This window comes from Janthinobacterium sp. SUN100, assembly GCF_030397705.1.
Classification (GTDB): domain Bacteria; phylum Pseudomonadota; class Gammaproteobacteria; order Burkholderiales; family Burkholderiaceae_D; genus Janthinobacterium; species Janthinobacterium kumbetense.
The window spans coordinates 1300474-1323786 of record NZ_JAPUBU010000001.1; the positions used below are offsets into that span (position 1 = coordinate 1300474).

The following is a 23313-nucleotide window of genomic DNA, read 5'->3' on the forward strand; positions in this document are numbered from 1 at the left end:
ATCGGGCGCTATGCATCAGGCGCAGGCAGCCATGGGACGGCGCACTGCGTGGCGGATAACGCGCTTTGCTGCCGCGCTTGACCGCGCTGCCATTACAGAAAGCCAAAGAAAATTTCTTTGTGGGAATATAACAAGAATGGAAAATGTATAACGGAGCAAATCTGAGCGATTCCCGACAAATTCAGTCGGGATTTGCGGCTCGCAGCGGCATGAAGATGAGGGAACTTGGGGAATGCGGCGGGCGCCACGCAAAAAGCAAGACAAAAAAAAGCCCGCTGCGGGAGCGGGCTGAATCTATTTTCTTGGAGGAGAATAGAGGAGACAAGTGCATTATGCTGCGTCGCGGCATATCAATCCAATTGATTGTTGGAATGATAGAAATACGCCAGACAGATAACTGATGGCACAAAAAAAGCCGGCTCCGCAAGGAACCGGCCTCTTATGGGACAACAAGCCTTATTTCGCTGCCGTCACCGGCGTCGCCTTGCCGTCCGCGCCATATGGCAAGACCTTCGACGCCATGCGGCTATCGGCCTTGATCAGCGCCACTTCGTCGGCCAGGATGCGCGCCGCTTCGTTCAGCAGCACGTCCTTGGCGCTCTTCGCGGCCGTTTCAGCGTCCAGTTCGGCACTCAGGGCCCGTTCGTCACCCTGCAAGCCGTCGTCCGTGCGCAAGGCGCCCTTCACGGCGGCGATCTGCTTGGCCGTCTTGTTGGCCGCTTTCGCGCCCTTCAGCACGTCTTTCGGATCCGGAATCACCACCAGGTCGTCGGCAGGGTTCGAAATCTGCGCGATCAGGCGTTTTTCACGGGCCTTGGCGCGCGCTTCCTGGGCATCGCGCTCCTTGCGGCGCACGGTTTCATTGAGCGAAATCTGGTTTTCCTTGCGCTGCTTGACGACGAGGGCTATGTCATCGAGCAAGTACTGGAAATCCTTGTCCTTGGCCACGCGCGCATCATGTTTCTTGTCCAGCAGCGGCACGATCTCCTTCAGGTCGCCCGTCGGTATGTAGGGCGCCGGCTTGATCGCGACCCATGGCAGGGCATTGTCATAGCTCGACTCGCCGAAGTTTTCCGCGTCCGACATGGCTGGCAGCTTGATGTCTGGCGTGACGCCGCGCAACTGCGTGGTGCCGCCATTGATGCGGAAGAATTGCGCGATGGTCATTTTCAGCTCGCCGAAACGGGCTTTTTCGCTGCCGCCGAAACGGTCGAGGTTGAACAAGGTTTGCACCGTGCCCTTGCCGAAGCTGCCTTCGCCGATGATGACGCCACGGCCATAGTCCTGCACGGCGGCGGCGAAAATCTCGGAAGCGGAAGCCGAGCCGCGGTTGATCAGCACGCCCATCGGGCCATCCCAGGCCAGGCCGGCATTCGTATCGCTTTCCACTTCGACCTTGCCTTCGGCATTGCGCTGCATCACGACAGGGCCCTTGTCGATGAACAGGCCTGTCAGTTCGACGGCTTCGTTCAGCGAACCGCCGCCGTTGTTGCGCAAGTCGATCAGGACGTTGTCGACCTTGTCTTTCTTCAACTCGGCCAGCAAGCGGCTGACGTCGCGCGTGGCGCTTTTGAAGTCCTTGTCGCCGCGGCGGCGCGCTTCGAAGTCCTGGTAGAACGTCGGCAGGGAAATGACGCCGATGCGGCGCTTGACGCCGTTGTCGCGCACTTCGATGATCGATTTCTTCGCCGCCTGCTCTTCCATGCTGATTTTCTTGCGCACCAGCGGCAAGACCACGTGCTTGGCGTCCGGGCCGGCGTCGGCCGGCAGGATGTCGAGGCGCACCACGGAATCCTTGGCGCCGCGGATCAGCTGCACCACGTCGTCGATGCGCATGCCCAGCACTTCGGTGATGGGGCCGCTTTCGCCCTGCCCCACGCCGACGATGCGGTCGCCCACTTTCAGCTTGCCCGACAGGCCGGCCGGGCTGCCCGGCACGACTTCGCGCACCACCGTGTATTCGTCGCGCGTCTGCAGCACGGCGCCGATGCCTTCGAGCGACAGCCGCATGGCGATGTCGAAGTTGTCCGACGCGCGCGGGCCCAGGTAATTGGTATGCGGCTCGATCGACATGGCATACGAATTCATGAAAATCTGGAACACGTCTTCGCTGTTGAGCTTGCGCGAACGGGTCGTATAGCTTTCATAGCGCTTGTCCAGGGTCTCGCGGATGGCCTTGTCTTCCTTGCCCGCCAGTTTCAGGCGCAGCCAGTCGTTCTTGACGCGCTTGCGCCACAGGTCGCGCACTTCCTCGTCGTTCTTCGGCCAGGCAGCCTTTTCGCGGTCGAGCTGGTAGCTCTCGTCGGCCGTGAAGTCGAACTTGGTTTTCAGCAATTCACGCGCATACGCCATGCGCTCGTCGAAACGCTGCTGGTACAGGTTGTAGATGGCAAACGGCGCCGTCAAGTCTTCATTGATGATGGCGTCATCGAGCTTGGTGCGCAGCGGCGCGAAACGGTCGACGTCGGCTTGCACGAAAAACAGTTTTTCCGCGTCCAGGGACTTGAAGTAGCGATCGAAGATTTTCTCCGACATGGCGTCGTCGAGCGGCATGGCCTTGTAATGGACGCGTGTCAATACGCGCGATGCCCACAAGGCGGCCTGCGTTTGCTGGGCCAGCGGCTTCATGGGTAGCGGAGGAGCGGCGCTCTTGTCCGTCTGGGCTGCGCCAGCGTGGGCTGACAGGGCAAGCACCAGGGTGACCAGCATCATTTGCTTCTTCATCGGCTTCTCCGAAAATTAGTTGAATCAATTCCAGGCGGCGCAGATAGGCATGCGCCAGCCAGCAAGACAGTAAGGGGAATACACGACTGGTCTGCATATTATTCTACAGGATACGGCCTGGCAGTCTCCCATGGAATATCAGTTTCTTCCTGGAAGCTTAAACGCGGATTAAAGGCAGCGTGTCATTCATTACAAAGTGAAACATTCGTGACAAAAATCGCATCACCCGCCAGTGACGAACAGCAACATTCATTATTGAAATCAAAAAAGTCAATAGCCAGTCTTTGCAATCCTTGATGCAGATGATGTTTTTACGCAAAAGAAAAGATTCCTGCGGGAAACACTTAGTAACAAAAGACAAGCAACATGCTATCATCGCGCCCTGAAATTCAGCTTGCCTGTGCGCGGCCCGACAGCCTGCGCGCCTCCGTTTCAAGCGCATTCCCCACCAGATCCCCTCCCCGCGTGTCATGTCATGACCAGGAATGGCCGAGCTGATTACCCTTTGCCAGACTCACACTATGCCTACAATTTCCTTCTCCCCCCGCCACTGGAGTGTCGGCGGCAAGATCACCATTTTCACGTTTGCGCTGGTCAGCCTGATCCTCGCCAGCCTGACGGCCTTGACCAGCATCCGCACCTCCAATGCGCTGGAACAGCGCGCCGAAGCGGCCGTCACCAGCGAACTCAATAGCGTCATGACGACCACGGAAGTATTTCATACCGCCATGGTCAACGAGGCGGCCAGCTTTGCCCGCCTGTTCGCGGCCGAATTTCCCGGCCCGTTCTCGGTCGATACGGGCGCCATGGTGGCCGTGGCCGGCAAGGCCACGCCGGCCCTGGCCAACGGCAACAGGGTGCTCAACCTCGACACGTCCCTGGTCGACCGCTACACGGCCCAGACGGGCGTGATCGCCACCATTTTTGCCGCCAACGGCGATGAATTCGTGCGCATCAGCACTTCGCTGAAAAAACAGGATGGCGAACGGGCCGTCGGCACCCAGCTCGACCACAACCACCCCAGCTATGCGCCGCTGCGCGCAGGCCAGCGCTTCGTTGGCATGGCAACACTGTTTGGCAAGCAATACATCACGCAATATGACCCCGTGCGCGATGCGGGCGGCAAGGTGGTGGGCGTGCTGTTCATCGGCCTCGATATCAGCAAGAATCTGGCCATGCTGAAAGAGAAGATTCGCCAGGTCAAGATCGGCCAGACGGGTTACATCTATATCGTCGACACGGCGCCCGGCGCCAATTACGGCCACCTGGTGCTGCACCCGAACAGCGAAGGCAAGAGCGCGCTCGAGTTCAAGGCCAGCGACGGCCGATTGTTCATCCAGGAAATGCTGGCGCAAAAGGATGGCGCCATGCGCTACACGTGGACGGCGCCGGGCGAAACGAGTGCCAGCGCGCGCGAAAAGCAGCTGTTTTACCGTCAATTCAAGGATTGGCAATGGATCATCGCGGGCGGCACGTTCACGGATGAGATCACCCTGGAAGCGCGCCAGATGCGCAACCAGCTGGCCATTTCCGGCTTCATCGCCCTGCTCGTCTTCGCCCTGCTGCTGTACTGGCTGGTGCGCACCCTCGTGTCGCGCCCGCTGGCCGCCGCCGAAACGGCCGCCGCGCAAATCGCCGCCGGCGACCTGACGGTGCACCTCGATACCAGCAGCCTGGACGAAATCGGCCGCCTGCTGCTCGCCATGAACCGCATCAGCGACAACCTGTCGCAAGTGGTCAGCAATGTACGCGGCAGCGCCGGGCAGATCGCTACGGCGTCCGGTGAGATCGCCAGCGGCAACCTGGATTTGTCGAGCCGCACGGAACAGCAAGCCAGCTCGCTGGAAGAAACGGCCGCCTCGATGGAAGAACTGAGCTCCACCGTGCGCCAGAACGTTGATCACGCGCAACAGGCAAGCCGACTGGCGCATGACTCGTCCAGCCTGGCAGCGGAAGGCGGCGCGGCCGTGGCGCAAGTGGCCAGCACCATGGACGCCATCCGCAGCTCCTCGGGCAAGATCGCCGACATCATCGGCGTCATCGACGGCATCGCCTTCCAGACGAATATCCTGGCCTTGAACGCGGCCGTGGAAGCGGCACGTGCCGGTGAACAGGGACGGGGCTTTGCCGTCGTCGCCACGGAAGTGCGCACCCTGGCGCAGCGCTCGACGGCAGCGGCGAAAGACATCAAGGATTTGATCCAGGCGTCCGCCAGCACGGTGGACCTGGGCCATGCGCAAGTGAGCCAGGCCAGCGCCACCATGGACACGGTGGTGGCCAGCGTGCAGCAAGTGAGCACCATCATGGCCGAAATCGCCCAGGCGAGCGAAGAGCAGCGCAGCGGCATCGAGCAAGTCAACCAGGCCATCGCCCAGATGGACCAGGTGACCCAGCAGAACGCGGCCCTGGTGGAAGAAGCGGCCGCGGCGGCCGACGCCTTGCAGGAGCAGGCGCAGGAACTGAACCAGGTGGTGGGCGTGTTCAAGCTGTAAGGACTAGCCCGGTGCTAAGATGGGGATGAATCTACCTTGCCAGGAGGCACCATGCATGACGACTACGTTTTAATTGCCCGGCTGATGATCCCCACGGATGCGCACGTCATCCGCGGCTGCCTGGCCGCCGCCGGCATCGACGTGCTGCTGACGGATGACCAGCACATGCAGGCCGACATGCTGCTGGCGGCCGCCATCGGCGGCGCCCGCGTGCTGGTGCGCGAACACGACGTGGCGCGCGCGAATGACATCCTTGCCGCCTTCGAGCGGGGCGACCTGGCGCTGGCGGACGATGCCGATGTAGGCGCGCCTGTCGCCGAATAAGAACACCTGTCAAAACCTACTGCGCGTCGTAATTTGCGGTCTGCGATGCTCACTGTACCTTCGTACAGTTGCGCTTCTCAAGCACAACTTCCTTCCGCTCGCTACGGTTTTGCTAGGCGTTGTAAATCAGGCATAGAAACAGCGCCCGCAAGCCTGGCGGTAACTTTCGTTGCCGCCAATACTGATCTGCTCGCCTTCCTTGATGCGGCGGCCCTGCTCATCCACGCGGATGTTCATCGTGGCCTTCTTGCCGCAAGTGCAGATATTCTTCAATTCCTCGATATCGTCGGCCAGCGCCAGCAGATAGGCCGAGCCGGGGAACGGTTCGCCCTTGAAATCCGTGCGCAAGCCGTAGCAGATGACGGGCACGCCCTTCACTTGCGCCAGCTGGTGCAATTGTTGCACTTGTGCCGTGCTAAGAAATTGCGCTTCGTCAACCAGCAGGCAAGCGACCTGGGGAATTGCGTCGAGGAAATTCGTGTCGGCATGGAAGATATCGACCTGGCGCTGCGGGCCCAGGCGCGAAGTGACCCTTCCCACGCCGTAGCGGCTGTCGATGGCGGCCGTGTACAGGCGCACCTGCTGGCCCTGCTCTTCATAGTTGTGCGCGACCTGCAACAAGGCCGTCGACTTGCCCGCGTTCATCGCGGAATACCGGAAATAAAGTTTTGCCACTGCCGCCTGCCCTGTTCGTCTGGTTTTCAGGATACTGTTTAGTTCCTTTTCGAGGCGTGATTATAAATCGCAATGGCGGGCTTGCGGCAGCTTAATAGTCGTGCCGTTGGCGCGGCAAGCGGGCAAAAAACGGCGCATACTCGAAGCGCGCACGCTGTAGCCGCGCTGCTGCTGATATGCGAAAGCCGCATATGCAAGCATGCAAACATTCGTTCGCCGCACCCGTGCACCCGCCTACACTGCGCGGCACGGAAGGCGGCTCGGGACACAATCCGGAGCGGCTGTTTCTCTGACAGGAGCCACCATGAATGATCGAATGCCATCCCCATCCCAGCCGCCAGCGCTATACAAGCTGATCGGCAACACCCCACTGGTCGAAGTGACCAGGCTCGACACGGGCCTGTGCCAGCTGTTCCTGAAACTGGAATCGCAAAATCCCGGCGGTTCCATCAAGGACCGCATCGGCCTGTCCATCATCGAAGCGGCCGAAGCCGACGGCCGTTTGCAGCCGGGCGGCACCATCGTCGAGGCGACGGCCGGCAATACCGGCATCGGCCTGGCGCTGGTGGGCCGCATCAAGGGCTACCGCGTGATCCTTGTCGTGCCCGACAAGATGTCGACGGAAAAAGTACTGCACCTGAAAGCCCTGGGCGCCGAAGTGCACACCACGCGCTCGGACGTGGGCAAGGGCCATCCCGAGTACTACCAGGATTACGCGGCGCGCCTGGCGCGCGAACTGCCGGGCGCCTTCTTTGCCGACCAGTTCAACAATCCCGCCAATCCGCTGGCCCACGAAACGACGACGGCGCCCGAAATCTGGGAGCAAAGCGGCCATGACGTGGACGCCATTGTCGTCGGCGTCGGTTCCTCAGGCACCCTGACGGGCCTGACGCGCTACTTCCGCAAGGCGCAGCCGAAGCTGGAATTCGTGCTGGCCGACCCGCAAGGCTCCATCCTCACCGAATACATCGACACGGGCAAGGTGTCGGACACGAGCGGCTCGTGGGCCGTCGAAGGCATCGGCGAAGATTTTATCCCGTCGATCGCCGACATGGACAGCGTCACCAAGGCCTACACCATCAGCGACCAGGAAAGTTTTGATTCCGCGCGCGCCCTCTTGCGCGCCGAAGGCATTTTAGGGGGCTCGTCAACGGGCACCCTGCTGGCCGCCGCGCTCAAATACTGCCGCGAACAGACCACGCCCAAACGCGTCGTCACCTTCGTGTGCGACACGGGGACGCGCTATCTGTCGAAGGTCTACAACGACGGCTGGATGCGCGACCAGGGTTTGTTGCAACGGGCCTTGTCCGGCGACTTGCGCGACCTGATCGGACGCCGCTACGACGAGGGCGACGTGGTCAGCGTGGCGTCGGGCGACACCCTGCTCACGGCCTTCAACCGCATGCGTGCCAGCGACCTGGCGCAGCTGCCCGTGATCGACGGCGGCCAATTGGTCGGCATCCTCGACGAATCGGACTTGCTGCTGCACGTCTCCGGCGACGCCGCGCATTTCGCGGGTCTGGTGGGCGCCACCATGACGACGCAGATCGAAACCCTGGCGCCCACCAGCGGCTTGCCCGCCCTGCGCGCCACCCTGGACCGGGGCTTGACGGCCGTCGTCGCCGACGACAGCGCCTTCTATGGCCTGATCACCCGCTTCGACCTTCTCAACCACTTACGCAGGACACTATCTTGAGCCAGCACATTCCCCGCAAGAGCCGCCTCGCCACCCGCGTCATCCACGCCGGCCAGTCGCCCGACCCGTCGACGGGCGCCATCATGCCGCCCATTTACGCCACCTCCACCTTCGTGCAGGACAGCCCCGGCGTGCACAAAGGCCTGGACTACGGCCGCTCGCACAATCCCACGCGCTGGGCGCTGGAGCGCTGCGTGGCCGACCTGGAAGGCGGCAGCGCAGCCTTCGCCTTCGCCTCGGGCCTGGCCGCCATCTCGTCCGTGCTGGAATTGCTGGATGCGGGCAGCCATATCGTCGCCGGAGACGACATGTACGGCGGCACCTACCGTTTATTTGAGCGCGTGCGCCGCCGCTCGGCCGGTCATGAATTCACGTATGTCGACCTGACCAATCCGGAAAACCTGCTGGCCGCGCTGCGCCCGGAAACGAAGATGGTATGGGTGGAAACGCCCACCAACCCCATGCTGAAACTGGCGGATTTGCGGGCGATCGCCGACATCTGCCGCGAACGGGGCATCATCGCCGTGGCCGACAACACGTTTGCCAGCCCGCTGGTGCAGCGCCCCCTGGAACATGGCTTCGACATCGTCGTGCATTCGACCACCAAGTATTTGAACGGCCACTCGGACATCATCGGCGGCATCGCCATCGTGGGCGCGGAAGAACGCCAGACGGAATGGCGCGAGCAGCTGGGCTTCTTGCAAAACTCGGTGGGCGCGATTGCCGGGCCGTTCGACAGCTTTTTGGCCCTGCGCGGCGTGAAGACCCTGGCCATCCGCATGCAGCGCCATTGCGAAAGCGCCCTGGCCCTGGCGCAGTGGCTGGAACAGCAAAAGGAAGTGCGCAAGGTGTTTTATCCGGGCCTGGCCTCGCACCCGCAGCACGCGCTGGCGCAGCGCCAGATGGATGGCTTCGGCGGCATCATCTCGATCGACCTCGATACGGATTTGGCGGGCGCGCGGCGCTTCCTCGAACGCTGCGAGGTGTTCGCCCTGGCCGAAAGCCTGGGCGGCGTGGAAAGCCTGATCGAGCACCCTGCCCTGATGACGCATGCCAGCATCCCGGCCGAGCAGCGGGCCAAGCTGGGCATCGGCGATGGCCTGATCCGCCTGTCGGTGGGGATCGAGGACATCGAGGATTTGCGCCATGACCTGCGCACGGCGCTCGACGCGATTTGATACGCCCGGCGGCTATTTTCCGGGGTGGTACCTGCGCTCCAGGTGCTTCGCCACGTCCTCGGGATAAAACAGCACATCCTTGAATTCGCACCGCGCATACATGGCCGCCTGGTCCCGGAAGTGGGGCGACTTCGGGTCGCCGCTCTGGCCGCCGGCGAGGATGCTTTTCGCCTTGATGCGGGGGCCGAATTCCACGGCCGCCACAAAGCTGTTGCCACGCTCGCCGTAGATCCTGCGCGTGGTGCTCTTGCTGCTCTGTCCATACGCGGCCAGCGCGCCCCAGTTGCCCGACGCGTAAGGCACGGGCAGGCTGGCTTGCGCATCGTCAAACGGCTGCACGATGTCGCCCGTCAGGCGCTGGAAGCGGTTGATCTCGCCCCACGGCGTTTGCCAGTTGCCGAAATCGCGCTGCAGTTTATCGGCCGCCGTCGCCAGTGCAGCCAGGCGCTGCGCCGCCGTGACCTTGTCCGTCGCCAGAAAATCGACGACGGGCACGCCCTGCTCGCGCGCCTGTTTTCCTGCCAGCTCGGCCAGCTCCTGGCCCCAGAACACGGCCAGCGAGGTGGCGGTGGAGTCCAGCGCATAGCGCCAGTCCCAGGCCCGCAGCAAGGCCACCTTGTCGGCCAGCGCCAGCTTGTGCGCGTCGCCCGCCGGCAGCGCATCGTATGCCGCGAACAGGGGCGGCAACAGCGCTTCGAACGCCGTCAGTTCGCTGTCGTAGGACGCGGCGATCAGGCTGCCCAAGGTAAAACCCGTCCTGTTCTGGAAAACCTTGACGGCATGCAGGCCGCGCGCGTTTTCGCCGTACACGGACATGTAGGCGGGATAGTCGCTCTGGCGCGGGCTGTGGGCGCCAGCCGCCGAATACGGCCAGTTGTTCGTATTCTGGATCCAGCCATTCTTCGGATTGAACAGGGTGATGGTTTGCGCCACCGTGTGCAGCCCTTGCCATTCCGTGGCCGGGTCGCTGCCGTCGACTGGCTGCTTCCAGTTGAAGCGCGGGTCGCGCACGGGGATGAAATTGCCGTGAAAGTAAGCGATATTGCCATCCGCATCCGCATACACCGTATTGTTCGACGAATTCGTGCGCAATTCCATCGTTTGATAAAACGCAGCATAATCGCGCGCCTTGGTGCGCGTGTACGACTGCATCAAAGCCTTCAACGGTTCCTGCATCAGGCGCACGGCCACCCATTTACCGTCCTGCGCACGCACGATGGGGCCGTGGTGGCTGTAGTGGACGGTGATGGTCTTCGACCCCATGCCGCCATCGGCCAGTTTGTAGGGCAAGGTGATGGGCACGGTTTTCAAGGGCCGCAAGCCGCCGTCATAGCGGTAGAACCAGGCGCCATCGTGGTCGACGATGCTTTCCAGGTATTCGTCGATGACGTCGCCGCCGCCCGAGGTGTGCATCCAGCCCAGACGCTCGTTAAAACCCTGGTAGACGAAGAACTGGCCCCAGGTGACGGCGCCATACGCGTTCAAGCCTTCGCCGCTGGTGACCTGCACTTCGGGACGGAAGTAGAACGAGGTGTGCGGGTTGATCATCAAGAGCGCATGGCCATTTTTGGTGATGGCCGGCGCGATGGCGAAACCGTTCGAGCCGCTCGGCTCGGGATCCAACCCGGTCTCGATGCTGGCCAGCGCCACGGCGGCAGGACTGGCCTGCTGGCCGTAAAACGCTTCGAGCTGCGCCAGGTTGATCGATTCGATATCGCCGCCGATGCTGCCCTCGCTGAAGCTCAAGGCCATCCACGGCTCGAAATGCGCGATCAGCCGCGGTTTGACCTGCGGATGCATGGCCAGGTAAAAATTCAGGCCATCGGCAAAGGCGTCCATCAACTTGCGCAGCCACGCCGGGCTGGCACGGTACTGCGCCTGCAGCTCAAGCGGGTCGATGAAGAGCTTCATGCGCAGGTCGCGGTACAGCTCCCGTTCGCCCTCCACTTCCGCCAGGCGCCCCATGGCGTTGATGTAATTGAGTTCCACGCGGGGGAAATCGTCTTCGGCCTGCGCATACATCAGGCCAAATACGGCATCCGCATCCGTCTTGCCCGTCACGTGGGGAATGCCCCACGTATCGCGCGCGATGCTGACATTGGCCGCCTGCGCCTGCCAGCGGGCCATGTCCTTGACAGAAACAGCGGGTGCGGCCAGCACGGGAATACTGGCGACAGCAACTGCGGCAAACAGGGCACTGCGATGTAACATGCCAAAACTCCAGATCAGGATGCGTCAATCAGGGCCGCGATGCGCTGGTTCAACTCCACATTTTCCGCCTGCAGCTGCGCCACCTTCTGTTTCAGGCTGGCGATCTCGCCGCGCAAGCGTTCCGTTTCGGACGGCGCCTGCGCCGCGTTCTCGGCCCACGGCTCGTTGCCCGTTTCCGGCGTATCCTGCGATACATGCACCTTCGGCTCGCGCGGCGTACGCGTGGCGGCGCGCTGTTCGCGGATTTCCTTGGCCGCCTGGCGCAGCAGTTTTTTGCCGCCGGCGACGGCCGCCACCTGCTCTTCCGGCGGCAGGGATGCCACGGTGGCCGCCGCATTGATGGAAATCGTGCCCGAACGGACGGCTTCCACCAGTTCCGGCGACGCCGCCTTCTGGATCTTCTCGATCTGGCTGATCTGGTTGCTGCTCAATCTCGCCGCCTTGGCCACCTCTTCGCGCGTGCTCATGGGTGCCTTCGGCGCGTTTTCGCCGTCCGGCGCATCCTGAGCGCTGACGGGCGCCGGGCTGCGCGCGGCGACGATTTCCTTCTTGCGCAGGGCCAGCACGCCGCGCTGGAAGTCAGACACGCTGCGGCGCGCCAGGTGATTGTCGATCATCCACAGCATGACATCGTCGAGCGAGGTAAAGCTGGTGTTCTGGATGGTCTTGAATTCGATGCCGTGCTGGCGGCAGATGGCGTAGCGGTTATGCCCGTCGATCAGCACGTCGTTCCACAGCACCAGCGCATCGCGGCAGCCTTCGGCCAGCAGGCTGCGCTCGAGCGCCGCGTACTCGCTGGCGGTGAGCGGGTCGATATACGACTGCAGCACCTGATTGATAGTGATATTCATGGTTGTCCTCAATATTGCGGCGCGATGGTCCGCGCCGGCACGAATGCTACACCATCCGCCGCCCATGCAGCTGATCGAGGTCCGCCATCGTCCGTCACAATGGAAAAAAGCGCATTTTCCCTTTCTTTCATAGGCAACTGAACTTATCATTTGGCAATATTTAGCTACCCTTCCCCTTAATCGCGCCGGCTTGTGCATGAGCGCGCCCAAGACAAACAAGGAAATCAATGAAAAAGTTATACCGCGTCGCCATCGCTGCGCTGCTACTCAGCGGATGTGCCACCATGGAAGTCCGCGAGACGACCCGCACGATGGAGCGCATCGGCCATGATCCGCAACTGAACATCGTTTCAAAGGTCACTGCTGGTGAAGCGCTATTGTCCACATTCCAATACACAAGCAAAACGGGCTATCAGATCTACGATGGACGCGCCGTGTCCATCGGCGGCGGCCGCGTTGCCGTCATCGAGGGCGACTTCCTGTACCGCGCCGATATTGAAGGCAAGCCCGCTTACTGCACCGAACGCCAGGTCTTCAACATGCTGCTGCCCGGGATGACCAGGAATGCCTGTTTTGCCGACCGCAACAATGATGGCCTGCTGGACCAGGTGATGGTCGCCAGCGATCTGATGTGGTGGCACGAAGATGTCAACCCCGGCATCAAATTCGGCCCGGGAGTGGAAACCGCGCCTATCGACAGGTCCATCAATTCGCAGTTGCTATACCAGGGCTACAGCAATCACACCTTGCGCATTGCCTACAGAGAATATGCAGGCGACCTGGCACGGCCGTCGTTTTCGCAAGACTTGTCGTTTGAGATCACCAGTTTTCCCGCGGAAGTCACCTTCCGGAAAATCCGGATCCAGATACGCAGCGCAGGAAATCAAGGTTTGGAATACCAGATCCTTGGCGGCTATTGACCCCCGCGTGCAAGCTGCGACCCAACGAGCCATAGCATGAAAAGAAAGTACGCCACCGCGATCATTTTTGCCGTCGCCGCCATCGGCTTCACCTGGGTCAGCCCCTATATCGCCATGTACCGCATCAGCATCGCGGCGAAATCCGTGCGCCTGGAAAACCTGGCGCAGCAGGCCGACCTGCCCGCCGTGCGCGCCAGCGTGGCGCGCCAGCTGCGGGCGGCCGGCGAAACGGCCAATGAGGACGATTTCAAGGAAATGCTTGACACCATCGTCTCGCCGCCCGGCATCACGGTATTGATCCTGCATGGCAAGCACGGGGTGGACGGCAAGCGCCACGACTTCGGCATGGCGTACCGTTCATGGAACGAAGTGGTGCTGCGGCGCAGCGGCGCCGGGCCCGCCGCCAGCCAGTTTTTGCTGCGCCGCCATGGCATCTGGGACTGGAAACTGACGGACATCACCTTGCCGCCGGAATTACTTTAAAGAAACTTGATCTAAAACAACACTTACTTAAACCTCTATATTGATTTTGGGAAATATTATGTAGAATGCCAACACTTCAGGCGCACCGGGTCGCCAGGCATCCGAGAGATCGCACGATGAAAAGAATGATGCTTCTCGCTGTAGTGGCACTGGTCGCGCTGGCCGGCGTCTTCTATGGCAGCCCGTATTTCACCATGAATAAGATTCGCACGGCAACGATGGACGAGGATACCCAGGCCCTCGCTGCGCATATCGACCTGCCCCAGCTGCGCGGCAGCCTCGGGCAACAACTGCACACCCTGTTTTCGGCGCCCGAAGTGGCCGACGACATCAGTCCCGACGTCATCGACCCCTTGCTCGATACCATGCTGATGCCCGAAGGCATCGTCGCCTTGATGAAGCTCAATGACCGCTACGAAAAACCGCTCGCCAAGGTCAGCGACATCAGCGGCCGCAAGCGCAATACCAAGCCCGACTACAAACTGCGCTACACCTCCTGGGACAGCGTCGTGGTGCAGCGCGCCCACAGCAAAAGCCATATCGGCGAACTGACCCTGGCGCGCGACGGCCTGTGGCACTGGAAGCTGGTGTCGGTGGCCCTGCCGAAGAACTTGCTGGCCGACGCCTGAGGCGCCGGCGCAATTCTGCTCCCGAGGCGATCAGCGCCGGTCCGTCACCCTGCCCGTCGTATCGGCAAACCAGCGGCTATGCGACACCACTTGCAGCGCGCCGGCAGCCACTTGCCCCGCCAGCCATGCCAGCAATTCATCGATGACCGCATACGAGGTCTGGTAGTCGGACGTTGGCGTCCTGACGATATCGTGGCCGTTGACAAACACAAAGCTGTCGTCGCCCACCGCCGTCTGGATCGCCGCCTGGACTTGCGCAAAGCTGGCGTCGTTTGTCAGGTTGACCGTGGAAGTGTTGAGGATGTAGGCATCCTTGTCGTTGCCAGTGAAAAACATCTGGTCAAAGCCGCGCTCGGCCGTATAGCCGGCGCCGCGCGCCGACAGGAAACCGGCGGCGCGCATGGCGTTGATGGCCGTATTCGTCCACAGCGATTCGACCCACGCATGGTGCGATGGCCCATCGCCGCCGATACCGGCGGCGCGCATCTTGTCCCGCCCCACCTGCAGCGCAGTGACGTACTGGGCCGAACCCTGTACCGCCACATTGTCGTGCACGCTCTGGTGCAAGGTAAAGTCGAACAGGCGCGACGGATCGTCGAAGCGCGCCTTCATGCGCTCAGCCGACATGTAATCGGGCTGCCCCAGCAGGGACGTGACGATGGCAAACGAGGCCGGCAAATCATAGTATTTCAGCCGCTCCATCAGATACGTATCCCAGGAGGCATAACCATCGTCAAAGGACAAGATGACGGTGGGCAATTTACGCTTCGGCAACGCCGCAAGCATGCCCAGCCAGATGGTTTCCGGCTGCGTCGTGGCGGCGGTCAGCTGCACGGTAAATTTCCCGCGCGACAGGTTTTGTGCCGTGGGCGTGCCCTCGCTATCGAGCGGCGTGGCCAGCTTGGGCACCCACCACTCATTGTTGACGAACATCAAGGTGTCGGCGGCGGCGGAACCGCCGTAATGCAAGGCATTCAGGAAGCCGGACCAGAAACTGCTGTAATCGCTGTTGCCCAGGTAAATCATGCCCCCCGTCTGCATGATGGCGGCATTCGTCGAGCGCAGCGCGAAGGAAAAGCGTTGCAAGTCCCAGTTGAACGGGATGCGCGGCTGGCCCTTGCCGGCAGCGCCTGTCGTGCCCACTTTCACGACGGTACCTGCAGGCAAGCCGGCTGGCAGGTCGATGCGCAAGGAGGGGTAGCCATCCTTGAACGACACGGCGGCATCGAGCGACACCATGCAACCCGACGTCACATCGCTGTCCCAAAAGGACAGATCGTGCGTGGGCATGAATTCCAGCGGCGTATTGGTGACTGGCGGCGAGGGCATGGAAAAGCGGGGCGGGGCGTCAGGGTACTGGCTGGACATGGTGCGGCTTTCAAAAGTAGTGCGCGCGGCGCCGGCGGAACAAACGCAGCACGGCAGAAAAGGATCAATCAACATTGCCTTGCCAAGCTTTTTCGCCAGGAGTGCTTGTCAACTATATCACTTGATTGCCATTATGCAAATAAATAATGACGCCCGGTCATGCCTTCCGCGGCGGCCATGGCGCAGCCCGCGCGCCAGGCCGGCACGGCATCGCCCAAGCCTGCGCGGCACTGCTATCATCGAGCTTTGATTTCCATCGGAGGCTCCATGTCAGACTTGGTACAACACGCACTGGCCCACGCGGGCAAACCGGCCACCACGCCCTGGGTGGTGACCCTGATCAGCGGTGAAAAACTCACCGGCCCCATTTCCCCGCTCAGCGACGGCTGCTACGCCATCGGTCTGGGGCAAATCAAGTATTTTTCCAGCGATAAGGTCGCCTGCCTGAATGTGTCGGGCGCGGGCGCGTTTCCCATCTGAAGACCTTGGCAATGGACCACGCGCAGGATCAGACGCAGGACGGCGCACGCCTGGCGGCGCAGCTGCAGGCGCTGGAAGCGGCGCTGCAAAGCCGGGCCGTGCGCGCCGACAGCGCCAGGCTGGCAGCGCTGCTAGCCGACGAGTTCGTCGAATTCGGCAGCTCGGGCAAGCTCTGGACACGCGCCGCGACCCTGGCGGACTTGCCGGCAGAAGATTTTTGTCCGCGCAGCATCAGCGATTTTCAAGCCCGCCTGCTGGCCGACGATGTGGCCTTGGTGACCTACCGCTCGCAACGCCACGCCAGCGGCGCCCTGCCTGCCAGCGCCAGCTTGCGCAGTTCGCTGTGGAAGTGGCGCGATGGCCGCTGGCAAATGATTTTTCACCAGGGCACGCCGATTCCCGGCTGATCCGCACAGGGGATGGCCGCCACCGGCACCGTCCCCTGTCGCGCAGCAACAACACGCCCCTGCCGAAAAAAATCCGCGGCAGCTGTTGTATTTCCAGTGCCCGGGCGCGGGCCGCGCGGCAACAGCCCTCCCTCTGTTTGCGTTTCCGCAGGAAACCGCCATCGCCATGCCAGGCCACTTTGCGCTCGCGCAAGCCTGCCGGCACTCCACTATGCACCCGCCCAATATTGACGACAAATACGATTTTATTCGCGTATTCAGTCGAAAAACATATGAATGAGCGCGCCTGAAAAATGGCATGAATACCAAAACTTTCCGTGCTAGCATGATTTTTCGTCCAGCTGACCAGCGCCAGCTTGCAGCGCCCCAACAACCTTCACCGACAGGAGCCGTTTCATGATGACACCGCATGCCAGCACACGCGCCAGCACAATACGCCACACCCTGATTGCCCTGGCAATCACTGCCGCCTTCCCCCTGCAGGCGATGGCGCAGGACAGCGTCCCGCCGCCAGCCACCGACGCGCCGGCCGCTCCGGTGGCGCAAGCCGGCCCCGGCCAGCTGGAAACGGTGATCGTGACGGCGCAACGGCGCGCGGAAAACATCAAGGACGTGCCCATGTCCATCGCCACCCTGAAGGGCGATAAGCTCGACACCCTGACGGCCGGCGGCGCCGACATCCGCTTCCTCAACAGCCGTTCGCCCAGCGTCTCCGTCGAATCGGATTACGGCCGCACCTTCCCCCGTTTCTACATTCGCGGCCTGGGCAATACCGACTTCGACCTGAACGCCTCGCAACCGGTGGGCCTGGTGATGGACGACGTGGTGCAGGAAAACGCCATGTTGAAGGGTTTTCCCGTGTTTGACGTGGATCAGGTCGAGGTGCTGCGCGGCCCGCAAGGCACCCTATTTGGCCGCAACTCGCCGGCCGGCGTGATCAAGTTCGACTCCGCCAAACCCGTTTTCAAGACGGAAGGCTACCTGAGCGGCGGTTTCGGCAAGGATGGCATGAAGAACCTGGAAGGCGCCTTCAACGTGCCCGTCAGCGACACGGTGGCCCTGCGCTTTTCCGGCCAGACGCAGCGCCGCGACGACCGCGTGCACAACCCGCGCCCCACCGGCACGCGCGACTTCGAAGGCTATGAAGACAGCGCCGCCCGCCTGCAGGTACTGGTCAAGCCCACGCGCGACTTCACCGCGCTGTTCAACGTGCATGCGCGTAACCTCGACGGCACAGCCACTTTGTTCCGCGCCAACATCCTGAAACAGGGCACCAACGACCTGGTCGACAACTTCGATTACGGCTCCTACCCGACCGACGGCATCAACCGCCAGCACCTGAAAACCAAGGGCGGCAGCATGCGCCTGAAATGGGACTTGCCCGGCGTCACCCTGCATTCGATCACCGGCTACGAAAAACTCGATTTCTTCAGCCGCGCCGACGTCGACGGCGGCTATGGCGCCGTGTACGCCCCGCCCATGGGCCCCGGCTTCATCCCCTTCGTCGTGGAAACGGCCGACGTGATCCCCAACCACAAGCAGATTTCGCAGGAATTCCGCGCCGAATCGTCTGCCCGCGGCCCGCTGCAATGGATAGGCGGCTTGTTCTACTTCAAGGAAGATATCCAGATCGACAGCATCAGCTTTGACAGCCTGGCGCCCGGCAATCCGCAAAACAGCGCCTACGCCACGCAAAACCAGAGCTCGAAATCGTATGCGGCCTTCGGCTCGCTCAACTACACGGTCTCGGACGCCCTGAAACTGCGCGCCGGCCTGCGCTACACGAGCGACAAGAAGGATTTCTCAGCCAAGCGCGTGGAAGCGACCACGGCCGGCCCATTCAACTTGCACGACACCTCGCACAACGTCAGCTGGGACTTGAGCGGCACCTATGTGCTCACACCGGAAACCAATGCCTACGCGCGCATCGCCACCGGCTACCGCGCGCCGTCGATGCAGGGCCGCCTGAACGGCCTGGCCGACCGCCCTTCGTTTGCGGGCGCTGAGAAAGCGCTGTCCGTCGAGGCGGGCATCAAGCAAGACCTGTTCGACAAGCGCGCGCGCCTGAGCGTGGCCGTGTTCCAGTACCGCGTCAAGGACAAGCAGCTGACGGCCGGCAGCGGCGCCGTCAACATGAACCAGCTGATCAACGCCGACAAGGCCACGGGCCGTGGCGTGGAACTCGATTTCCAGGCGAATCTCAGCGATTCGCTCAGCATGACCCTGGGCGGCAGCTACAACCACACGGAAATCCAGGACAAGAAACTGTTCGTGCAAAGCTGCGGCAACGCGCAAAACAACCCGGCCAGCGGCTGCACCGTCACCGATCCCGTCGGTCCGTTCAAGGGTACGGCCTACATCGACGGCAACCCGCTGCCCCGCGCGCCGGAGTGGCAGACCAACTTCACCCTGAAATACAGCATTCCCCTCGCCAATGGCGAGTTCTACGCCTACACGGACTGGGCCTATCGCACCAGCTACAACTTCTTCCTGTATGAAGCGAAGGAATACAAGGCCAAGGAACTGCTGGAAGGCGGCTTGCGCGTCGGCTACAAATGGGACAAATACGAAATCTCCGCCTACGGCCGCAACATCACCAACCAGATCCAGTCGCTGGGCGCCATCGATTTTGACAACCTGACGGGCATCATCAACGAACCGCGCACGTACGGGGTGCAGTTCAAGGCGACGTTCTGACGGCAGGCAGATGAAACCAGGCTGTCCGGCGCAAACCGGACAGCATGGCTCAGGCACAAGATGGCATTATGGGCATCACCTGTGCTAGAATCTCGCCGCGCTGCCCGGATGGTGAAACTGGTAGACACTGGAGACTTAAAATCTCCCGCCTGTAAGGGCGTGCCGGTTCGATTCCGGCTCCGGGCACCAGCGCACAGAATTCAGAAACATCAAAAAAGCCATTAAACCCAATACAATCAACGGGTTAGTGGCTTTTTTTACGTCCCGACATTTCCCTTGATACAGATTAAACCCGACAAAAACCGGTAGCGATTACGCCAGATTTACGCCGTGATTACGCGAGCGACCCCGACGCCATCATTGACCTGATGGCCAACGAGGAAACGCGCAAGCATGGCATGGCCTTCGAGGTGGATTTTAATAACCATGAAACGGTCGACATTTCCATCAAGCTGGACCTGACCGAGCGCGTGACCGTCAAGGCCGGCGAAGCGGGCCGCCTGGACATCAAGCACCTGGCCGAGATACAACACATGCCGGCCTACGCGGACGAGTTTTGGAAGCTATATGACGGCGAGACCCTGCTTGCCGAATGGCGCACGCCCGAGGCCACGCCATGAGCGACGACCTGCACGCGCTGGAAGCCTGGGCCGGCGCTCTGCTGGCCATGCTGCAGCCTGCCCGGCGCCGCGCCATCAATCACAAGGTGGCCATCGACCTGCGCCGCAGCCAGGTGCAACGCATCAAGGCGCAGCAGGGGCCGGATGGCGCCGCGTACCCCGCGCGCAAGCGGCGCAAGGATTTCAAGGGAAAGAATGGGCGCATCAAGCGGCAGAAGGCGGCCATGTTCGCCAAGATTCGTACCGCAAAATACATCAAGGTGCAGGCAGATCCTGGCCAGTTGACTGTCGGCTTCGTGGGTAAGGTGATGCACGTCGCACGGGTGCATCAAGAGGGCTTAACGGATAGCGTCTCCAAGAAGGGGCCAAAATACAGCTACCCGGCCCGGCCGCTCCTGGGTCTCAGTGAAACTGATCGGACGTTAATTCGCGAATCTCTGCTGCAGCATCTGGAGCAATTCTAGATGGCCTGCTTCGAACTTCAACTGACTAAAGTTGTCATTTGAGTTAGAGTGGCGTCGAAGCCTCAGTCAGGGGCGAAAGAAATCGCACAAAGTTACTAAATTTGCATTAAAATGCATAAAATATCATTATGGCAATATACTACATTTTCCGGAGACAATTGTACCTCCCGATAGCTTCCGATTATGTACAATTTTAACGTAGCGAAGCATAATCTTAATGTGGAAGTTGACGCCTTACCATAAATAACCGTTGAAATTAAAAAAAGTAAAATATAAAAACACCCAACATGTGTTATTAGAAAAATTATTAATATAAAATTCCCAATGAAAAAACTATTTCCCGGTCACTATCGCCCTTCCGAAGAAGCATTCAAATCTTTATGGACGAATGGTCTATTTGTCTTCGATACCAATGTTTTGCTCAACTTGTACTCATACCCTGAGGCGGCACGGGAAATTTTCTTTTCCGTACTAAATAGAGTAGCAGAACGCTCATGGATTCCTTACCAAGTTGCATTAGAATTTCATCGAAATAAATTCACAAGGATTAAGAAATCCAACGAGCCCCTCTTGGATTTACGCGACCGCATCAGAGAAAATAGTGCAAGCTTGGAAGCCGAATTCTTAAAAATAGAATTTGAGAAGAGAAATACAGGAATTGTCGACCTACACGACAGACTTAGCGCTGTACGTGATTCGAATATAAAGCTAGCAGAAGCAATCGACCTCGCTTGTGTTCGTTTGCCAAGCGTAAGCTTAGATGACCCAATTGGAAATAGGATTGCAGAGCTATTTTCCGGTCGCGTCGGTGAGCCTCCAGCCGATCAAGAGGCTCTAGACATACTCGTGAAGGATGGCCAGGACCGCTATGACAAGAGAATTCCACCAGGATACAAAGATGCCAAAGATAAACGTGACCTACACTATCGAGATCGTGGAATTACATACGCAGGAATGTTCGGCGACTTAATTTTATGGCGCCAGACAACGGCATTTGTCGCAAAGAATGGCAATAAGGACGTCGTATTTATCACAGGCGATGGCAAAGATGATTGGTGGTCCTCTCACGAAGGAAAAACTCTTGGTCCAGCACCCGAACTGATACAAGAATTTCTAACCCTTTCCGGAGCAGAGCGATTTTGGATTTACCGAGCAGATCAGTTCCTAAAAAATGCAGAGCAATACTTGAAAGCCAAGGAAGTCACAGAAGAGACTATCGCGCAGGTAAAAGAGACGGCAGAGTACCAACAAAGCGAAGCGTCCGAGCAAAGCCTTACATGGGAAAATCTTCGGAATTTTCAACTTAGACCGCAAGAAGAAGGATATACAATCTTCGATGAGCGATTAATAAAATCAGGAGAAAAAAATAATCTTCGACGTGATTCAAGATCTTGGATGCTGTACGTAGAAAGTATAGTAACCCGTTGGGCAAAAACCTTTCATCGATCAGATAAATTAATTAATATGATTTTCCCAGACATTGTCATAGAAGGGAAAGATGGCTTGCACGGGTATGAGATTATTTCCCCGCGCGGATTAAAGCGAAGGGTAGTCCAAGAGCTAATTCGAGATGTATCTACGCGTTCAAAAGAAGTACCCATTGACAATATATCAATCGTCGTGGCATTTTCGGCACAGGAATTTGTTGACCTCGATGAGCGGGCGCTAGATAGATATGCTAATGACATTTTAAATATGTTATTCAACACCCCCATCCATAGCGTCATCATTGGCTACATTGTTGGCGATGAGTTCCACACCACATTCGTTCTCAAGAGCCCAATTTTCCTAGCAAATCAAGCGCTGAAGGAAAGATGATTCTAATGAAATTTTTTCATATGGCTTCTATTTTACAATGGTCGCAGAAACTGACACGAAAAACCCGGCCCGGAAAATTCACGTCTCTATACCAAGTTAACATCTAAAGGAAGAAATCGAGCATCAGGATACTTCAGTTAATAGAGACGATTAGCCATTTTGTGAAACACTAACATATCAGCTATCTAAATCAGCGCGTCATCAATAACCGTAGCCACTAAGCAGCATATCAACCCGCCCCCGCGTGCATCCGCACGCGGACTTCGGCAACATGCACTGCATGAACGCCGACCTGTCCGACCTCTCCCGCCTGCTGCAAAACCTCATCCGCCTGGGCACCATTGCCGAGGTCGAAGGGGCCAAGGCGCGCGTGCGGCTCGGGCCGACTCTCACCACCGAATGGCTGAAATGGGCCACCCGACGCGCCGGCAGCACCCGCACCTGGTCGGCGCCCACCGTGGGCGAACAAGTGATCGTCTTTTCCCCGGGCGGCGACCTGACGCGTGGCATCATCGTGCCCGCGCTGTACTCGCAAGAATTTGACGCACCCGAAACTAGCGACAGCATCCACACCACGCACTACCCCGACGGCGCCGTGGTGCAATACGACCACGCGACCCACGCCCTGACTGCACTTCTCCCCGACGGCACGACCACCATCACCGCCGACAAGGTCACGTCGAACGCACCGAGCACCATCTGCACGGGCAACCTGATCGTCATGCAATCGGCCACCGTCAGCGGCGCCACCGCCCTGAACGGTGGCGTGAACGCCAAGGCCGGCGCCGCTGACAGCTTGGCCATAACCATGCAAGGGACAATCACGGCAAGCGAGGACGTGCTGGCCAGCGCCATCAGCTTGCTCAAACATCCGCACGCCAACGTCAAAACCGGCGAGGAGCAGTCGGGCGGGCCGCTGCCATGATGGGCATGCACGCCGCCACCGGGCGCAGCCTGACGGGCCTGGGCCACCTGCGCCAGTCGGTTGCCGACATCATCACGACGCCCATCGGCTCGCGCATCCAGCTCCGCCGCTATGGCTCCGAAGTGCCCGAGCTGATCGATAAGCCCCTGAACAGCGCCACGCAGTTGCGCATCTATGCGGCCACCGCCTTTGCCCTGCGCCGCTGGGAACCGCGCCTGCAGCTCGCCAGCGTGCAGCTCACGCGCGACACGGACGGCGCCATCGCATTGCTGCTCGATGGCACGGCGAATGGCCAGGGCATCACCCTGTCCGTGCCCGTCAAACAAGGCGGCAGCGTATGAGCACGCCCAT

General features: G+C 60.1%; 21 protein-coding genes and 1 tRNA gene. 17 read left to right on the forward strand and 5 right to left on the reverse strand.

Annotated features, from left to right (window positions below):
• Window positions 1-143 precede the first annotated feature (143 nt).
• Complete coding sequence (locus tag O0881_RS05625; protein ID WP_289910527.1) at window positions 144-401, forward strand: hypothetical protein; 258 nt, start codon at window positions 144-146, stop codon at window positions 399-401.
• Window positions 402-456: 55 nt separating this feature from the next.
• On the opposite strand, the gene O0881_RS05630 is transcribed toward O0881_RS05625, so the two are convergent.
• On the reverse strand, window positions 457-2724 hold the full coding sequence (locus O0881_RS05630) for a carboxy terminal-processing peptidase (RefSeq protein ID WP_289910528.1): 2268 nt from the start codon (window positions 2722-2724) through the stop codon (window positions 457-459).
• 521 nt (window positions 2725-3245) lie between these two features.
• Here O0881_RS05630 and O0881_RS05635 point away from each other — a divergent pair.
• Both O0881_RS05635 and O0881_RS05640 read left to right on the forward strand, forming a co-directional pair.
• The gene (locus tag O0881_RS05635; RefSeq protein WP_289910529.1) at window positions 3246-5216 is read left to right on the forward strand and encodes a methyl-accepting chemotaxis protein; all 1971 of its coding nucleotides are present in this window, start codon (window positions 3246-3248) and stop codon (window positions 5214-5216) included.
• A 51-nt stretch (window positions 5217-5267) separates the two neighbouring features.
• On the forward strand, window positions 5268-5540 hold the full coding sequence (locus O0881_RS05640; RefSeq protein WP_070256715.1) for a DUF2007 domain-containing protein: 273 nt from the start codon (window positions 5268-5270) through the stop codon (window positions 5538-5540).
• Between the two features lie 126 nt (window positions 5541-5666).
• Here O0881_RS05640 and O0881_RS05645 read toward each other — a convergent pair whose 3' ends face one another.
• Window positions 5667-6215, reverse strand: coding sequence for a thymidine kinase (locus tag O0881_RS05645; protein WP_099667472.1), 549 nt, complete (start codon window positions 6213-6215; stop codon window positions 5667-5669).
• A gap of 316 nt (window positions 6216-6531) precedes the next feature.
• Between O0881_RS05645 and O0881_RS05650 the strand changes: the two genes are divergently transcribed.
• Window positions 6532-7911 carry a cystathionine beta-synthase gene (locus tag O0881_RS05650; RefSeq protein WP_289911457.1) on the forward strand — a complete coding sequence of 460 codons (1380 nt, stop codon included), beginning with the start codon at window positions 6532-6534 and terminating at the stop codon, window positions 7909-7911.
• On the forward strand, window positions 7908-9089 hold the full coding sequence (locus O0881_RS05655; RefSeq protein WP_289910530.1) for a PLP-dependent aspartate aminotransferase family protein: 1182 nt from the start codon (window positions 7908-7910) through the stop codon (window positions 9087-9089). Before O0881_RS05650 ends, O0881_RS05655 begins: the two co-directional genes overlap by 4 nt.
• Before the next feature lie 12 nt (window positions 9090-9101).
• Here O0881_RS05655 and O0881_RS05660 read toward each other — a convergent pair whose 3' ends face one another.
• Window positions 9102-11300, reverse strand: coding sequence for an acylase (locus O0881_RS05660; protein WP_289910531.1), 2199 nt, complete (start codon window positions 11298-11300; stop codon window positions 9102-9104).
• A 14-nt stretch (window positions 11301-11314) separates the two neighbouring features.
• Complete coding sequence (locus O0881_RS05665; protein ID WP_289910532.1) at window positions 11315-12151, reverse strand: hypothetical protein; 837 nt, start codon at window positions 12149-12151, stop codon at window positions 11315-11317.
• Between the two features lie 227 nt (window positions 12152-12378).
• Here O0881_RS05665 and O0881_RS05670 point away from each other — a divergent pair, with 227 nt between their 5' ends.
• The 3 genes from O0881_RS05670 (at window position 12379) to O0881_RS05680 (ending at window position 14183) form a co-directional block, all read left to right on the forward strand.
• Window positions 12379-13071, forward strand: a complete 693-nt coding sequence (locus O0881_RS05670; RefSeq protein ID WP_251348258.1) for a hypothetical protein — start codon at window positions 12379-12381, stop codon at window positions 13069-13071.
• 36 nt (window positions 13072-13107) lie between these two features.
• Entirely contained in the window at window positions 13108-13554 is a 447-nt protein-coding gene (locus O0881_RS05675) for a DUF2939 domain-containing protein (RefSeq protein WP_289910533.1), read from the forward strand.
• 125 nt (window positions 13555-13679) lie between these two features.
• Entirely contained in the window at window positions 13680-14183 is a 504-nt protein-coding gene (locus O0881_RS05680; protein ID WP_180278753.1) for a DUF2939 domain-containing protein, read from the forward strand.
• Between the two features lie 30 nt (window positions 14184-14213).
• Here the strand turns inward: O0881_RS05680 and O0881_RS05685 are convergent, their stop codons facing one another.
• Window positions 14214-15551 carry a polysaccharide deacetylase family protein gene (locus O0881_RS05685; RefSeq protein ID WP_289910534.1) on the reverse strand — a complete coding sequence of 446 codons (1338 nt, stop codon included), beginning with the start codon at window positions 15549-15551 and terminating at the stop codon, window positions 14214-14216.
• Between the two features lie 267 nt (window positions 15552-15818).
• Between O0881_RS05685 and O0881_RS05690 the strand changes: the two genes are divergently transcribed.
• The 9 genes from O0881_RS05690 to O0881_RS05730 all read left to right on the forward strand — a co-directional run bounded on the left by O0881_RS05690 (window position 15819) and on the right by O0881_RS05730 (window position 23303).
• On the forward strand, window positions 15819-16031 hold the full coding sequence (locus O0881_RS05690) for a hypothetical protein (RefSeq protein ID WP_010399127.1): 213 nt from the start codon (window positions 15819-15821) through the stop codon (window positions 16029-16031).
• Window positions 16032-16042: 11 nt separating this feature from the next.
• Window positions 16043-16438, forward strand: coding sequence for a nuclear transport factor 2 family protein (locus O0881_RS05695; RefSeq protein ID WP_289910535.1), 396 nt, complete (start codon window positions 16043-16045; stop codon window positions 16436-16438).
• Window positions 16439-16837: 399 nt separating this feature from the next.
• Window positions 16838-19135 (forward strand): TonB-dependent receptor, encoded by a 2298-nt coding sequence (locus O0881_RS05700; RefSeq protein ID WP_289911458.1) that lies wholly within the window; start codon window positions 16838-16840, stop codon window positions 19133-19135.
• Between the two features lie 102 nt (window positions 19136-19237).
• Window positions 19238-19324 (forward strand) — tRNA-Leu (locus O0881_RS05705).
• A 179-nt stretch (window positions 19325-19503) separates the two neighbouring features.
• On the forward strand, window positions 19504-19755 hold the full coding sequence (locus O0881_RS05710) for a phage tail protein (RefSeq protein ID WP_289910536.1): 252 nt from the start codon (window positions 19504-19506) through the stop codon (window positions 19753-19755).
• Window positions 19752-20219: a phage virion morphogenesis protein gene (locus O0881_RS05715; protein WP_289910537.1), complete on the forward strand. Its 468-nt coding sequence runs from the start codon at window positions 19752-19754 to the stop codon at window positions 20217-20219. Before O0881_RS05710 ends, O0881_RS05715 begins: the two co-directional genes overlap by 4 nt.
• Window positions 20220-20543: 324 nt before the next feature.
• Window positions 20544-22037, forward strand: coding sequence for a PIN-like domain-containing protein (locus O0881_RS05720; RefSeq protein WP_289910538.1), 1494 nt, complete (start codon window positions 20544-20546; stop codon window positions 22035-22037).
• Between the two features lie 280 nt (window positions 22038-22317).
• Window positions 22318-22962, forward strand: coding sequence for a phage baseplate assembly protein V (locus O0881_RS05725; RefSeq protein WP_289910539.1), 645 nt, complete (start codon window positions 22318-22320; stop codon window positions 22960-22962).
• Window positions 22959-23303, forward strand: coding sequence for a GPW/gp25 family protein (locus O0881_RS05730; RefSeq protein WP_289910540.1), 345 nt, complete (start codon window positions 22959-22961; stop codon window positions 23301-23303). Before O0881_RS05725 ends, O0881_RS05730 begins: the two co-directional genes overlap by 4 nt.
• The last annotated feature ends 10 nt before the right edge of the window (window positions 23304-23313 follow it).

Coding starts and splice junctions, on each gene's coding strand:
- O0881_RS05625 (WP_289910527.1), top strand. CDS start 144: ATGTATAACGGAGCAAATCTGAGCGATTCCCGACAAATTCAGTCGGGA.
- O0881_RS05630 (WP_289910528.1), bottom strand. CDS start 2,724: ATGAAGAAGCAAATGATGCTGGTCACCCTGGTGCTTGCCCTGTCAGCC.
- O0881_RS05635 (WP_289910529.1), top strand. CDS start 3,246: ATGCCTACAATTTCCTTCTCCCCCCGCCACTGGAGTGTCGGCGGCAAG.
- O0881_RS05640 (WP_070256715.1), top strand. CDS start 5,268: ATGCATGACGACTACGTTTTAATTGCCCGGCTGATGATCCCCACGGAT.
- O0881_RS05650 (WP_289911457.1), top strand. CDS start 6,532: ATGCCATCCCCATCCCAGCCGCCAGCGCTATACAAGCTGATCGGCAAC.
- O0881_RS05660 (WP_289910531.1), bottom strand. CDS start 11,300: ATGTTACATCGCAGTGCCCTGTTTGCCGCAGTTGCTGTCGCCAGTATT.
- O0881_RS05665 (WP_289910532.1), bottom strand. CDS start 12,151: ATGAATATCACTATCAATCAGGTGCTGCAGTCGTATATCGACCCGCTC.
- O0881_RS05670 (WP_251348258.1), top strand. CDS start 12,379: ATGAAAAAGTTATACCGCGTCGCCATCGCTGCGCTGCTACTCAGCGGA.
- O0881_RS05675 (WP_289910533.1), top strand. CDS start 13,108: ATGAAAAGAAAGTACGCCACCGCGATCATTTTTGCCGTCGCCGCCATC.
- O0881_RS05680 (WP_180278753.1), top strand. CDS start 13,680: ATGATGCTTCTCGCTGTAGTGGCACTGGTCGCGCTGGCCGGCGTCTTC.
- O0881_RS05685 (WP_289910534.1), bottom strand. CDS start 15,551: ATGTCCAGCCAGTACCCTGACGCCCCGCCCCGCTTTTCCATGCCCTCG.
- O0881_RS05690 (WP_010399127.1), top strand. CDS start 15,819: ATGTCAGACTTGGTACAACACGCACTGGCCCACGCGGGCAAACCGGCC.
- O0881_RS05695 (WP_289910535.1), top strand. CDS start 16,043: ATGGACCACGCGCAGGATCAGACGCAGGACGGCGCACGCCTGGCGGCG.
- O0881_RS05700 (WP_289911458.1), top strand. CDS start 16,838: ATGACACCGCATGCCAGCACACGCGCCAGCACAATACGCCACACCCTG.
- O0881_RS05710 (WP_289910536.1), top strand. CDS start 19,504: ATGGCCAACGAGGAAACGCGCAAGCATGGCATGGCCTTCGAGGTGGAT.
- O0881_RS05715 (WP_289910537.1), top strand. CDS start 19,752: ATGAGCGACGACCTGCACGCGCTGGAAGCCTGGGCCGGCGCTCTGCTG.
- O0881_RS05720 (WP_289910538.1), top strand. CDS start 20,544: ATGAAAAAACTATTTCCCGGTCACTATCGCCCTTCCGAAGAAGCATTC.
- O0881_RS05725 (WP_289910539.1), top strand. CDS start 22,318: ATGAACGCCGACCTGTCCGACCTCTCCCGCCTGCTGCAAAACCTCATC.
- O0881_RS05730 (WP_289910540.1), top strand. CDS start 22,959: ATGATGGGCATGCACGCCGCCACCGGGCGCAGCCTGACGGGCCTGGGC.